The organism is uncultured Bradyrhizobium sp. (genome assembly GCF_947648125.1).
In the GTDB taxonomy this organism is placed as follows: domain Bacteria; phylum Pseudomonadota; class Alphaproteobacteria; order Rhizobiales; family Xanthobacteraceae; genus Bradyrhizobium.
Map to the genome: position 1 here is coordinate 46,511 of NZ_CANSMR010000001.1, position 13,167 is coordinate 59,677.

At 59.8% G+C, this 13,167-nt stretch carries 12 protein-coding genes; 8 read left to right on the forward strand and 4 right to left on the reverse strand.

Annotated features, from left to right (window positions below; genetic code table 11):
• Positions 1-6 precede the first annotated feature (6 nt).
• The 4 genes from Q0030_RS00225 to Q0030_RS00240 all read left to right on the forward strand — a co-directional run bounded on the left by Q0030_RS00225 (position 7) and on the right by Q0030_RS00240 (position 5,052).
• Positions 7-1,626 (forward strand): AMP-binding protein, encoded by a 1,620-nt coding sequence (locus Q0030_RS00225; RefSeq protein ID WP_298361767.1) that lies wholly within the window; start codon positions 7-9, stop codon positions 1,624-1,626.
• A 1,012-nt stretch (positions 1,627-2,638) separates the two neighbouring features.
• A complete protein-coding gene (locus Q0030_RS00230; protein WP_298361770.1) occupies positions 2,639-3,433 on the forward strand; it encodes an SDR family oxidoreductase in 795 nt (264 codons plus the stop codon).
• A gap of 40 nt (positions 3,434-3,473) precedes the next feature.
• Complete coding sequence (locus Q0030_RS00235) at positions 3,474-4,256, forward strand: enoyl-CoA hydratase-related protein (RefSeq protein WP_298361773.1); 783 nt, start codon at positions 3,474-3,476, stop codon at positions 4,254-4,256.
• A gap of 31 nt (positions 4,257-4,287) precedes the next feature.
• Entirely contained in the window at positions 4,288-5,052 is a 765-nt protein-coding gene (locus tag Q0030_RS00240; protein ID WP_298361776.1) for an enoyl-CoA hydratase/isomerase family protein, read from the forward strand.
• 429 nt (positions 5,053-5,481) lie between these two features.
• Here Q0030_RS00240 and Q0030_RS00245 read toward each other — a convergent pair whose 3' ends face one another.
• From Q0030_RS00245 to Q0030_RS00260, 4 genes are read right to left on the reverse strand one after another with little or no spacing between them, the layout of a single operon-like run.
• Positions 5,482-6,219, reverse strand: a complete 738-nt coding sequence (locus tag Q0030_RS00245; RefSeq protein ID WP_298361779.1) for an IclR family transcriptional regulator — start codon at positions 6,217-6,219, stop codon at positions 5,482-5,484.
• Between the two features lie 43 nt (positions 6,220-6,262).
• Entirely contained in the window at positions 6,263-7,111 is an 849-nt protein-coding gene (locus Q0030_RS00250) for a CoA ester lyase (RefSeq protein ID WP_298361782.1), read from the reverse strand.
• Positions 7,111-7,563 (reverse strand): MaoC family dehydratase, encoded by a 453-nt coding sequence (locus Q0030_RS00255; protein WP_298361784.1) that lies wholly within the window; start codon positions 7,561-7,563, stop codon positions 7,111-7,113. Before Q0030_RS00255 ends, Q0030_RS00250 begins: the two co-directional genes overlap by 1 nt.
• A 45-nt stretch (positions 7,564-7,608) precedes the next feature.
• Positions 7,609-8,811 carry a CoA transferase gene (locus tag Q0030_RS00260; protein ID WP_298361787.1) on the reverse strand — a complete coding sequence of 401 codons (1,203 nt, stop codon included), beginning with the start codon at positions 8,809-8,811 and terminating at the stop codon, positions 7,609-7,611.
• Positions 8,812-9,017: 206 nt separating this feature from the next.
• On the opposite strand from Q0030_RS00260, the gene dctP reads away from it, so the two are divergent.
• Genes dctP through Q0030_RS00280 form a run of 4 tightly spaced genes read left to right on the forward strand, consistent with a single transcriptional unit; the run spans position 9,018 to position 13,141 of the window.
• A complete protein-coding gene (gene dctP, locus Q0030_RS00265; protein WP_298361790.1) occupies positions 9,018-10,070 on the forward strand; it encodes a TRAP transporter substrate-binding protein DctP in 1,053 nt (350 codons plus the stop codon).
• Positions 10,071-10,082: 12 nt separating this feature from the next.
• Positions 10,083-10,637, forward strand: a complete 555-nt coding sequence (locus Q0030_RS00270) for a TRAP transporter small permease (RefSeq protein WP_298361793.1) — start codon at positions 10,083-10,085, stop codon at positions 10,635-10,637.
• Between the two features lie 6 nt (positions 10,638-10,643).
• The gene (locus tag Q0030_RS00275) at positions 10,644-11,933 is read left to right on the forward strand and encodes a TRAP transporter large permease (RefSeq protein WP_298361795.1); all 1,290 of its coding nucleotides are present in this window, start codon (positions 10,644-10,646) and stop codon (positions 11,931-11,933) included.
• 41 nt (positions 11,934-11,974) lie between these two features.
• Positions 11,975-13,141 carry an acyl-CoA dehydrogenase family protein gene (locus Q0030_RS00280; protein WP_298361798.1) on the forward strand — a complete coding sequence of 389 codons (1,167 nt, stop codon included), beginning with the start codon at positions 11,975-11,977 and terminating at the stop codon, positions 13,139-13,141.
• Positions 13,142-13,167 lie beyond the last annotated feature (26 nt).

Here is a 13,167-nt window from a genome sequence, read left to right on the forward strand (position 1 = left end):
CATAGGATGGCGATGGATCAAATTCTTTCAGAACAGCGCAAGCAAGCGATGCGAGCCGCTGGTTTTTGGAGCGATCAGACGCTGCTTGACGCTTTTTCCAAGACGGTCAGGTATGATCCAGGACGGATAGCGGTTGTCGGCTACGAAGCTGCGACCAACCGACGTGCCCTACTGACATACGGCGAACTGCAGCAAACTGCCGACCGAATCGCAGCTAATTTGCTGCGGCTCGGTGTCAAGCCCGGCGAAGTGGTGTCGTATCAGTTACCGAATTGGTGGCAATTCGTGGCCCTCCACCTCGCGCTGCTGCGGATCGGCGCGGTCACAAATCCAATCATGCCGATTTTCCGCGATCGCGAATTGGAATTCATGCTAACTCTGGCCGAGACGCGCGTGCTGATCGTTCCACGGCGATTTCGCGATTTCGATCACGCCGCAATGGCGGACCGCCTTAAGGTCAAGGTGCCCACACTTGAGCACATTGTTGTCATCGGTTCCGGCGACGATCGCGACTTCGAGGCAGTGCTGAATGCGCCGGGAGAGCGGGTTGAGGCAGCGACCGCTGCCTCGGCCGATGATGTCGTGCAATTGCTTTATACGTCGGGCACAACCGGTGAGCCCAAGGGAGTGATGCACACAAGCAATACCTTACTTAATAGCGTGCGATATTTCGAGGATCGCGTCCACCTCACAGCCAACGACGTCGTGTTAATGGCCTCGCCAATGGCCCATCAGACCGGTTTTCTCGTTGGCTTGCTGCTGCCGTTGTATCTTGGAGGACGAGTCGTTCTTCAGGATATCTGGAATCCAGCCAAGGCCGCAGACATTATCGAGACAGAACGTGTAACGATGACCATGGCGTCTACACCGTTTCTGGCGGATTTGACCGCGGAGGCCGAACTCCGACCCGAGGCAATGAAGTCCTTGCGGACTTTTGTTTCAGCAGGCGCACCGATTCCTCGCGTTCTGGTACGCCGGGCAACCGAGAATCTTGGCGCGCACATCATTTCGGGATGGGGCATGACGGAAAACGGGCTGGTGACGACCACTAAGCTTGATGATCCGCCCCAAAAAGTCTTCGAGACCGATGGTTGCCCAAGCCAGGGCATGGAAGTCAGGACCGTCGATGAAGGGGGAAAGGTCCTGCCTCACAACGAAGAGGGCCGGCTACAAGCGCGAGGTCCTGGCACCTTTGTAGGCTATCTCAAGCGGCCGCATCTCTATGCCGTCGATCGGGATGGCTGGTTTGAGACAGGAGATCTCGCCCGCAAAGACGAGGACGGCTACATTCGTATCACGGGGCGCACCAAGGACATCATCATCCGCGGCGGCGAGAACGTTCCCGTAATCGAGATTGAGCAGTTGATGTATCGCCATCCCGCCGTGCAGGAAGTCGCGATTGTTGGCGTGCCGGATGAGCGCTTGGGCGAGAGGGCCTGTGCCTGCGTGGTGCTGCGCGAAGGAGCTTCGCTTACCTTAACTGATGTGTCAGGCTACATGGCGAAGAACACTGTGGCCAAGAACTACTGGCCAGAACGCATTGAGGTGCTCGACGCCTTGCCTAAAACACCGAGCGGCAAGGTGCAGAAGTTCAAGCTTCGCGAGATCGTCAACGCTCCAAAGTGAGTTCTCGGCTGATGCACGCTGCATAAAATGCCATCGACGGCGCGCGCGGACCCGCAGCGGATATGTCGGCAAGAATTCCAGCAAAGGCCTACCGCCAACCATAACCGTTATTCGCCACACCGCTCACGATGATGGCCGGATCGTCATTGATCTCGTGCCAAATGCGGTGAGCTCAGTGTGGGTCTCAGCATCGACTGAAATTGTGGGTCTCCGGCGCATCGAATTCGAGCCAACAACCCGCTTGGAGAAAGCCTGCGGGACGCCGACGAGTGGCATAGTCGGCAAATTTCTTCTGCTTTCCGACGTACCATCGACGCGATCCGCTATGAATTAATTCGAACATGTGTTAGAAAGCCGACGTTGGGCGCTGCGAGTTCTTGGGTTATGGCCACCGTTGCAAACGAAGAGCCAAGGTTCGGGGAGTTTACCGTGGTGGGAAGACGCGAAAAGGCTCGGATAACGTTGGCGAGAGTCGTTCCCTCAGTTGAGCAGTTTCGCGCGAGCGCTGATGTATAACTTTTCGATCTCGATTAAGCGCAAGGATGCGGGTGCAGAAAACTACCGCGAAAGGCGTTTGTCTTGCGGCGCGACGATTGATCTTGTCTTTCCTTATCTTATCGCCGAGGTCACTGACTGGCCACGGGTTCCGCACGTCAACGGCGTTAGTCCGGCAAAGACAGATTTGGCGCCAGCAACCCAGTCTCCGATCGCGGTGAGCGGAATATCTACCAGCCTCGCTACGCAACGGAGCACATCTTGTGGCGCGAACAGACGAGCCCTCACGTCCTCACCAGATGCAAGGAACTCAACCAGACCGTCGCCGCGTGACGCATCGACGGCCTGCTCGATCTTGGCTCGCCGTCCTTCGATTTTTTTTCCGGCTCGTAGGCGGCACGTACAACGTGCGCCAGGTTTGCCAAGCGGCGCGACTGTCTAGCGCAACGCGGTTGTAGCGGTAGTGGAGCATGAGCAAGCAATCGAAAACTCAAATGCAAAACGGGGAGTGACGAATATGGATCTCAATCTGAAGGGAAAATCGGTCGTCGTCACTGGCGGCGGCTCCAACATCGGCCGGGCGATTGTGCTAGCGTTTGCGGCTGAGGGCGCCAACATCACAGTTGGCGATCTCGACCAGGCGCAGGCTGAAAAAGTTGCCGACCTTGCGCGGAAGAATGGCGCTGCGAGCGTTCAGGTAATCAGGACCGACGTGACCGATTTTGATCAGGTGAAGACTATGTTCAAGGCCGCGATTGACAAGCATGGCACGGTTGATGTGCTGGTCAACAACGTTGGTTGGGATCAGTTGATGTTCTTCACTCAGACGACGCCCGAGTTCTGGCAGAAGATCATCCAGATCAATTATGTTGGCGTGCTTAACTGCACCAAATGTGCGCTCGATATCATGATTCCGAAGAGCACCGGCGCTATCGTGTCGATAAGTTCTGACGCAAGCCGATCGGGTGAGCCCCGTGAGGCGGTCTATGGTGGAGTTAAGGCTGCCGTCAATTCTTTCATGAAGACCATTGCCAAAGAGAACGGCCGCTATGGCATCCGCTGCAATGTCGTTTGTCCTGGCGTCACTGTTCCCGTGGCTACGGAAGAGGTTGGCGCCAATAGCATGTGGACAAAACCAGATTCAATGTTCACGGCGGAGCAATTCGAGAAAGTTGCCAAGGCGCTGCCGCTGCGCAAACTCGGTCGCCCGAATGATATTGCCAACGCCGTAGTGTTCCTGTCGTCCGCCGCCGCAGGTCACGTCACCGGCCAGGTCCTGTCGGTGTCAGGCGGATACACCATGATCGGCTGAGTTCGGCTATCAATTCGTCAAAACAAAATGGAGTTCCATCGTGTCCGAAAAAGAGATCATGTACGGCGTCAAGGACTACGTCGCCACCATCACAATCAACCGGCCAAAGACCCTCAATGCCTTTACCGGCGATAACATCGTAGAGATGGAGCGGTTGATTCTCGAGGCAACCGCAGACAAGAAAGTTGGCGTCATCGTCCTCACCGGCTCCGGCGAGCGCGCGTTCTGCGTCGGCGGTGACGTCAACTGGGAGAAGGACGCTGGTGGCAAGAGCGGGCTCGAAGGGTTGAAATTCAACTTCAACCGCCATATTGTCGAATGTCCAAAGCCCGTGATCGCGCGTGTTAACGGTTACGCGATTGGCGGCGGACATCACATCGCCTATTTCTGCGATTTCACCATCGCGGCAGAGCATGCGATTTTCGGCCAGAATGGCCCACGTGTTGGCTCTCCGGCGGGAGGCTACATCGTCTCGCACAGCGCCAATGTGCTCGGTCATAAGCGCGCGCGCGAACTCTGGATGCTGGCGCGACGCTACACTGCCAAACAAGCCCTCGACTGGGGGCTAGCTAATTCCGTCGTTCCGATGGGCGAACTCGACGTCGAGGTTAGGAAATATTGCGACGAACTCCTAGCTTTAAGCCCCACTTGCCTGAAGATTCTCAAGCGCTCATTCTACTATCACATGGCGCCAATCATGGAGCGCGATATGGATGACCTCGTACGCGAGGTAGCACCTGCCTATTTCACGACACAAGAACAGCAGGAAGGCGCCAATGCGTTCCTCGAGAAACGCAGACCGGATTTCAGCGCGTTTCGCTAAAGCGATCTTGCCATAGTGTAAGGAGACTGCGATGAGACTAGGCAGTGTCAACTATGAAACCAAAGGGAAGATCGCGATCCTTACGCTGGACGAACCGGGCAAGCTTAACGCGCTCAGCACAGGCATCCGTGAGGGTGTTCTCGATGGCCTGAAGAAAGTGGATGAAGACGACAATGTCCGCGTCGCCATCATCACCGGCAACGGGGACAAGGCATTTTGCGCTGGCGCCGATATCAGCGGCTTCAACTTTGATCCTGACAAAGTACGAAAATTTATGATCGAGGCTTTAGGGGTATTAGCTGCGCCGGAGAATTGCCGCAAACCCGTGATTTCCGCCGTCAATGGTATTGCGTTCGGCGGTGGCTTTGAACTCGCGATCGCTTCGGACTTTATCATCGCATCTGATCGCGCACGCTTTGCGGTGCCAGAGATCAAGCTCGGACTACTGCCCGGTTTTGCGATTGTGCGTCTGCACGATATGATTGGCCGCGCCAAAGCAAAGGAGATGAGTATCCTCGGCGATCCAATCAGCGCGGATGAGGCATTCAGACTAGGCCTCGTACTACGTGTGGTTCCCCATGGTGATCTTCTCGCCGCCGCCCTGGAATTTGCCGAACGAATTGCATCGAAACCAAAGCTTGCGGTGCAGATGGCAAAATCGTTTTACAACCGCGGTCTCGGCGGCGATGAGATGCGGCACGCGATCGATGGCTTTCCATTTCTGTTCATGCATCGAGACGCACAGGAAGGTATCGGTGCCTTTCTCGAAAAGCGAGAGGCGAAGTTCGAGAGTTGACCAAAAACCGCTCAGCCAAGTTGTCGAGGAGCCCGTTTTCGAAATGGAGCACTTTGCGGTAGGCGGCGTCATATCGACGAATCGATGATTCTCGAGGATTCTGCGCGCTGAACAGCGATGACGGGTCCGCAAGGAACAGAGCGCGCCCTGCGCGGCTTCGCTCTCGGAAGAAAGCCAACAGCCGAAAAGCCCTGTCGCAAAATTGTCGAGCCGAACCAATCTCTTACGCGAAATGCAGATGGAAACTTCGGTTTAGGGTCGACTCAATCTGCGGTGAGTATCTCCACCAAGAAACTCGAAGATCGTCGCCGCTCGAACCGTGAAGCTGTTTGCCGCGCAATCGGCGAGGCGCTGCAGCTCTTCACGCCCGAGGAATGCGCCAACTACCTCGCAAACTCAGGGTATAGACGAACCTAACTTCATCACGCTTTAGCCTGACTTCGGACGGTGGTGCTCCACGAATTTCTTGAGGGTCGCGGCAATCTCGGGGGTTTTGTTTCCGATACGAAACTCTGGCCCCGCGACGACGACAGACAGACGACGATCTCCGATCGGAAGTGGAATCGCGACACCTGCAAGATCGCGGCTGTAGTCTGAGAGGCTTTGACAATAGCCGCGATCCATCGAGGCACGTAGTTCGGACTCGACGGCTTCGATGCTGATGGGCGTCGACGGTCCATATTGCTTGAATTCGATCTTGCGATAAAGCGCGTCGCGCTCATCTTGAGAATACAGCAGCAGCAATGCCCGCCCGCTCGACGTGGCGTGAATCGGAATGCGATGACCTATCTGGGCGAAGTAGCGGATTGGCGCGTTCGATTCCACGACGTCGATGAACATCGCCATGGTGCCCGAGGGTGCGGCGATCGCCGCCGTTTCGCCGGTTTCAACCGAAAGGTCCGCAATCAGAGCGTGTGTCCAGGCAGGCAGGGGCTCGACCTCCGACACTTGGCGAGCGACAGCGAGCCAGCGCGGGGTGGGGTAGTAGCCGGCACGCGGGCGCGGCTCGTAGAGGTAGCCCTTCTCCGTGAGGGTGGTCAGAAGATTGAAGGTGCTGGAACGTGGCCAGCCGAAATGGCTCGCCAACTCGGCCAGCGTCGCCGGCCGTTTCGTTCGTGCGAAATACTCAAGTATTTCCAGTACATTAGCGGCTTGTCGAACAATCATTGGCCTTCCGCGATTGGCTGACCTGCTCAGCTACCGATATGAATCACAGGCCAAGTACCTTCCTAGCAGCCCGGAGATGCGGCTTGTCGATCATTTTGCCGTCGAGACGCAAGGTGCCGAGATTCGGATTGCTGGCAAAGGCCGCCACGATCTTCTCGGCCCACGCGCGCTCGGCCGCGGTCGGCTCGAATGCGGCATTGACGACGTCGACATGCTTGGGATGGATCAGCGCCTTGGCGGAGAAGCCGTCGCGGCGCGCGATCCGGGTCTCCTGTTCGAGGCCGGCGAGATTGTCGATGTCGGTAAAAACGGTGTCGATTGCCGTCACCTCGGCGGCGGCTGCGGCGATCAGGCACATGTCGCGCGCCAGGCGATACGGACTGTGGAATACGCCGCCGCTGCCGTTTTCCGTCGCCCCAAGCGACGCGGCCAGATCCTCCGCGCCCCACATCAGGCCGGCGAGGCGAGGCGAGCAATTCTTGTAGGTGCCAAGGCCGAAGATCGAGCCGGCGGTTTCGGTTGCCACGCAGACGATGCGGGTCGAGCCGGCCGCGGAGCCGGCCGCTGCCTCGAAGGCATCGAGCCAGAGCGCGAGCTGCCGCACGTCGTCGCTGCCGGACGATTTCGGCAGCACGATGCCGTCGGGCACGCCAGGCATCACCGCGGCGAGATCGGTCAAGGTCATGCCGGTGTCGAGCGCGTTGACGCGGACATAGAGCTGGTGCGGCCCGCGGCGGCCTTTCAGCATCGCCAGCGTCAGCTTGCGCGCTTCGTCCTTCTTATCCGCGACGACTGAGTCCTCAACGTCGATGATGAGCGCGTCGGCGTTGCCTTCGCTCGCCTTCTCGAACTTGCGCGGAGAATCACCCGGCACGAACAGCATGGAACGCATCAGACTGGCCTCTTGTGCATCATCGCCATGCGGCGGCACTTGCCCACGACCTCATCGTGCTGGTTGTAGGCGTGATGTTCGAACTCCACGATGCCCGCTTTGGGACGCGATTTGGATTCGCGCAAGGAGAGCACCTTGGTCGTTGCCCGCAGGGTGTCGCCATGGAAGACCGGCTTCGGAAACGTCACGTCGGTCATTCCGAGGTTGGCGACTGTGGTCCCCAGCGTCGTATCATAGACCGTCATGCCGATCATGATCCCCAGGGTGTAAAGACTGTTGAAAATGCGCTGACCGAATTCAGTCTTTGCCGAGAAATGTGCATCGATGTGCAGCGGCTGCGGATTGAGCGTCAGCAGGCTGAACATGGTGTTGTCCATCTCGGTCACGGTGCGGGTCAGGGCGTGCCTGAACTCCTGCCCGATGCTGAAATCCTCGAAATAAAGTCCGGCCATCGCGTTTCTCTCCCTGTGTTGTCTGATTTCCCGCTTTGCCGCAAATCAAGGCCGCGTCGCCAGGTGAACTGCTTTTTGTTGCACGAGCCGGTCGATCTCGTTGATTGAGAAGCCTGCATCAGCCAGGATGTCACGTCCGTGTTCGCCCAGCGCCGGCGCCGGCCCCCGTGCTTCCGGCTGAGTTACGCTCCAGGTGGAGGGCACTCGCATCTGCCGGATCTGTCCTTCAACCGGATGTTCAACCGTCCTGAAAAAGCCGACTGCGTCGAGATGCGGGTCGTCGAGAATGGTCTCGAGCGTGTGCATCGGCATGACCGGGATGTCCGCGCGTTCCAGCAAATCGCGCCACTCGGCGGTGGTGCGCTCAAGAAAGATGTGACCGACCTCCTCGTAGATCTCGTCGATGCGCTTCAGTCGAGCCGCATGGCTCGCGAAGCGGGGATCGTTCAGGAGTTCCGGTCGGCCGATGCTCTCAAAGAAGCTGCGCCATTGCTTGTCGTTGTAGATCAGCGCGCAGATATGTCCGTCACGGGTCTGGTACGGGCGTCGGTGTCGTGACAGCAGGCGCGAATAGCCGCCGCCATCGAGTGGCGGATCGTAGGTCAGTCCGCCCAGATGATCGATCAGCACGAATTCCGCCATCGATTCGAACATCGGCACGTCGATGCGCTGCCCTTGACCGGTGCGTTGCTGGTGCATCAGCCCGCCAAGAATGGCGTTTACAGCCATGAGACCGACGATGCGATCGGCCATGGTGATGGGCACGTAGCGCGGTGTGCCGTCGCCGGCCGCCGCAGTCAGTGTGGGAACTGCGGATGCGCCTTGAATGAGGTCGTCATAGGCGGGCTTCGAGGCATAGGGGCCCGATTGGCCATAGCCGAATACACCGACATAGACGATGGCGGGATTGATCGCCGCGAGTTCTTCATATCCGAGCCCAAGCCGGGCCATTGCCTGTGGCCGCACGTTGTAGACGACCGCGTTCGCCTCTCGTGCAAGATGAAGCAGGGCGTTGCGTCCTTCCGGATGCTTGAGATCGATGACGATGCTGCGCTTGCCGCGGTTGACGTTGAGAAACATGCCGCCCATGCCCGGCGTTCGGCCCGGGCCGATCTGCCGCACGATATCGCCCTCGGGGCTTTCCACCTTGATGACGTTCGCACCCATGTCGGCGAGGATCTGGGTGGCATAGGGACCCATCAGGACAGAGGTGAGGTCGAGGATCGTCGTGCCGGAAAGCGGTCCCATGGTCTCTTGGTCTCAAAGTTCACAGATATGTATCTATGGTTCACAAATGTAGCATGTCAATTCCTTGGCCCCAAACCCGTAAGCAAATTGACACAAAAATTCTCGTATTTGACATTTATATCCACATTTGTGTATTTGACCTGCCGAACAGGAGATGGCGATCACGCTGCGGCTATTCGGGAACGGGACGTCAGAGGGAGGCGCAAATGAACAAAAAGAGCTTGGGCAAGAAGGGTTTGCGATCATCCGGGGCGCTTCTCGCGCTGCTGCTGACGAGCCTGCTGGCATCGGCCCCATCGCAGGCGCTGGAGCTGAAGGTCGCCGATTCCTTTCCTGCCGGCCACTATCTCGTCCGCCTGATGCTGAAGCCGTGGATGGACGAGGTCACCAAGCGGACCAACGGCGCGGTGACCTTCACCTATTATCCGAACCAGCAGATCGGCAAAGCCGCCGACATGCTGCGGCTGACGCAGTCGGGCGTCGTCGACATCGGCTACATCGCTCCGTCCTATGTCTCCGACAAGATGCCGCTGTCGGAAGTCGCGCAATTGCCTGGTGCGTTCGAGACGAGCTGCCAGGGCACGCTCGCCTACTGGAAGGCGGCGCGCGAGGGACTGCTCTCCAGCCGCGAATATGCGCCCAACAAGATCAAGCTGCTGATGGAAGTGGTGCTGCCGCCCTATCAGGTGTGGACCGCCAAGCAGAAGGTCGAAACGCCGAAGGACCTGCAGGGATTGAAGCTGCGCACCACCGGCGGCGCGCAGGATCTCACGCTGCGCGCGCTCGGCGCGGTGCCGGTGCGCATGGCCGCACCCGACGCCTATGAGTCGCTCTCGCGAGGCACGATGGACGGGCTCTTGTTCCCGATGGAAAGCGTCGTGGCCTATGGCCTGGACAAGCTCGTGAAGCACGCGACCGAAGGCGTCAGCTTCGGCAGCTTCATCGTCGCCTATTCCATCAACCAGTCGGTCTGGGACAAGCTGCCGGAAGACGTGAAGAAGGCGATGGACGAGGCCTCCGAGGCGATTGAGCCGAAGGCTTGCGCTGACGTCGACAAGGAGCAGGACGCGACCAAGGCGCACCTGCAGCAGAGCGGCGTCTCCTTCGAGCCGCTGCCGGAGGCGACGCGCGCCGAGATCAAGGACAAGCTGAAGGGCGTTGGGCAGGAGTGGGCGGCCGGACACGACAGCCGCGGCAAGCAGGCTTCGGCTGCGCTGAAGGAGTTCGACGGCCTGCTCGCCGCCGGCGGCGCGAAGTAGGAGGCGTCCGAAGTGATCAAACGGGCAGGAGATGCGCTTTCGGCGCTCGAGCGCGCGCTGACCGTGATCGCGGTGGTCTTTCTCTTCGTGATCATGGTGCTGGTGGTCGCCGACGTGTTCATGCGCTACGCCCTGAATCGTCCGTTCTCCTTCACCTACGACCTGATCGGGCTCTATCTCTTGGCTGGTGTGTTTTTCTTCACCCTGTCGGATGCCTTGCGCGAGCACGCCCATGTCGGCGTCGACATCCTGCTGTCGCGCTTCTCGCTGGCGGGGCGGCGGCTGTCGGAGATCGTCACGGGGCTGGCCGGCCTGTTCGTCTTCATCCTGATCTGCAAGGTCGGTTTCGAGCGCGCGATGGAAAACTACGAGCAGCATGACGTGCTCGCGGGTGCGATCCCCTGGCCGACCTGGATTTCGGCTGCACTGGTGCCGTTCGGCTGTGGCGTACTGGTGCTGCGGCTGGCGCTGCAGCTCGTCGGCAATGTGCTCAGCCTCGTCACTGGGCGCGACTTTTATCCGCTGCCGCCCGTGACCGGCATCGGCGAAGCCCGAACGTTCGAGTAGCGGCAGATGACACCTCTTATCGTGCTTGCCCTGCTGTTCTGCCTGCTCGCCATCGGTACCCCCGTCGGCTTTGCGATGGCCTTTTCCGGCTCGGTCGGCCTTGTGATGGTCGGCGGCTTCCCGACGCTGTTTGGCATCCTGCAGACCGCGCCGCTCTCGACGGTGTCGTCCTACGAGCTGATCACCATCCCGATGTTCCTGCTGATGGCGGATCTCGTGCTGCTCTCGGGCGTGGCGGACGATCTGTTCAAGACGGCCTCCGCCTGGGTCGGCCGCATTCCCGGCGGACTCGGCATGGCCACCGCGCTCGCGGGCGCAGGCTTCGGCGCGATCTGCGGCACCTCGACAGCCTCCGCCGCGACGCTGTCCTCGACCAGCCTGCCCGCGATGATCCGCCAGGGCTACGAGCCGAAGATGGCGGCGGGCGTCGTCGCGATCTCCGGGACGCTGTCGATGCTGCTACCGACCAGCGTTGCGCTGGTCATCTTCGGCCTGCTCGCGGAAGTCAACATCGGCAAGCTCCTGATCAGCGGCATCATCCCGGCGATCCTGGTGACGATCACGATCATGGCCACGATCTATTTCCTGGTCTGGCAGGATCCGTCGCGCGCGCCGGCGGCGAAGCCGGTGCCCTGGCGCGAGAAGTTCGCGCTGCTGTGGCAGGTCTCGCCGATGGTGGTGCTGTTCTCGATCGTCACAGGCACGATCTATCTCGGCGTCGCGACCCCGACGGAAGCCTCCGCCTTCGGCGCGTTCGGCGCCTTCCTGCTCGCGATCGTGAAGGGCAAGATCACGCCGTCCTCGCTGTACAGGACGCTGCTGCGGGCCTGCCACGGCACCTGCATGATCATCATGATCCTGGTCGGCGCCTCCATCTTCGGCTATTTCTTCACGCTCACCCATGTCACGCAGGATCTCGTCGCCTGGATTGGTAGCTTGCCGACCTCGCGCTGGATGATCATCACGCTCATCCTCTGCGGTTACATCGTGCTCGGTTCCTTCATGGACCAGATCGCGATCCTGGTGCTGACGGTGCCGATCGTGCTGCCGCTGATCAAGATGCTCGGCTTCGATCCGATCTGGTTCGGCGTCATCAAGATCGTCACCGCAGAGGTCGGCATGATCACCCCTCCGGTCGGGCTGAACTGCTTCATCGTTGCGCGCTATGCCAAGCGGCCGGTGGCGGAGGTGTTTCACGGCACCTTCCCGCACTTCATCGCGCACCTGATCGCGATCGCGATCCTGGTGGCGTTTCCGAGCATCATTCTCTGGCTACCCTCGCAGATGGGCCGCTAATCAAGCTTGAGCCGCCGCGGCTCCAACAAGGAGACAAAATCATGGATTTCGCGCTTACCGACCAGCAGGAATCGATCCGCGATGCCGTCGCAAAGATTTGCGAAGGCTTTGACGATGCCTACTGGCTGAACAAGGATCGCGAGGGCGGCTTCCCGCACGATTTTCACAAAGCACTCGCGGACGCCGGCTGGCTCGGCATCTGCGTGCCGGAAGCCTATGGCGGCTCCGGCCTCGGCATCACCGAGGCCGCGATCATGATGCGCACGATCGCGGAATCCGGCGCCGGCATGTCGGGCGCCTCCGCGGTGCACATCAACGTGTTCGGGCTCAACCCCGTCGTCGTGTTCGGCACCGAGGAGCAGCGCAAGCGCATGCTGCCGCCGATGGTCGAGGGTCGTGAAAAGGCCTGCTTTGCCGTCACCGAGCCCAACACCGGCCTCAACACCACGCAGTTGAAGACGCGCGCGGTCGCCAAGAACGACCGCTACATCGTCAACGGCCAGAAGGTGTGGATCTCGACCGCGCAGGTCGCGCACAAGATTCTCCTGCTCGCGCGCACCACGCCGCTGGAGGAGGTGCGTTCGCCGACGCACGGATTGAGCCTGTTCTACACGGACTTCGACCGCACGCGAATCAAGGTCCATGAGATCGAGAAGATGGGTCGCAAGATCGTCGATTCCAACGAGCTGTTCTTCGAGGATTTCGAGATCCCGATGGAGGACCGGATCGGCGAGGAGGGCCGCGGCTTTGAATATATCCTCGAAGGCATGAATCCAGAGCGCATCCTGATTGCCGCGGAAGCGGTGGGGCTCGGGAAGCTCGCGCTGTCGCGCGCGACCGAATATGCCAAGACGCGTGTCGTGTTCAACCGTCCGATCGGCAAGAACCAGGGCATCCAGCATCCGCTCGCCGTGAATTGGGTCGAGCTCGAGGCTGCCTGGCTGATGGTGATGTCGGCCGCCTGGCAGTACGACAAGGGCATGCCCTGCGGTGCGGCGGCCAACGCTGCAAAATATCTCGCGGGCGAAGCCGGCTTCCAGGCCTGCGAGCAGGCGGTGATGACCCATGGCGGCTTCGGCTATGCCAAGGAGTTCCACGTCGAGCGCTATTTGCGCGAGATCCTGATCCCTCGCATCGCCCCGGTCAGCCCGCAGCTGGCGCTGAGCTTCATCGCGGAGAAGGTGCTCGGACTCGCGAAATCATACTAGGCCGCCGCGCGAAAGCTTCTGGGCCG

Bases quoted from the DNA above. Each gene is read 5' to 3' on its own strand.
- Q0030_RS00225 (WP_298361767.1), top strand. From the start codon at position 7: ATGGCGATGGATCAAATTCTTTCAGAACAGCGCAAGCAAGCGATGCGA.
- Q0030_RS00230 (WP_298361770.1), top strand. From the start codon at position 2,639: ATGGATCTCAATCTGAAGGGAAAATCGGTCGTCGTCACTGGCGGCGGC.
- Q0030_RS00240 (WP_298361776.1), top strand. From the start codon at position 4,288: ATGAGACTAGGCAGTGTCAACTATGAAACCAAAGGGAAGATCGCGATC.
- Q0030_RS00245 (WP_298361779.1), bottom strand. From the start codon at position 6,219: ATGATTGTTCGACAAGCCGCTAATGTACTGGAAATACTTGAGTATTTC.
- Q0030_RS00250 (WP_298361782.1), bottom strand. From the start codon at position 7,111: ATGCGTTCCATGCTGTTCGTGCCGGGTGATTCTCCGCGCAAGTTCGAG.
- Q0030_RS00255 (WP_298361784.1), bottom strand. From the start codon at position 7,563: ATGGCCGGACTTTATTTCGAGGATTTCAGCATCGGGCAGGAGTTCAGG.
- Q0030_RS00260 (WP_298361787.1), bottom strand. From the start codon at position 8,811: ATGGGACCGCTTTCCGGCACGACGATCCTCGACCTCACCTCTGTCCTG.
- dctP (WP_298361790.1), top strand. From the start codon at position 9,018: ATGAACAAAAAGAGCTTGGGCAAGAAGGGTTTGCGATCATCCGGGGCG.
- Q0030_RS00275 (WP_298361795.1), top strand. From the start codon at position 10,644: ATGACACCTCTTATCGTGCTTGCCCTGCTGTTCTGCCTGCTCGCCATC.
- Q0030_RS00280 (WP_298361798.1), top strand. From the start codon at position 11,975: ATGGATTTCGCGCTTACCGACCAGCAGGAATCGATCCGCGATGCCGTC.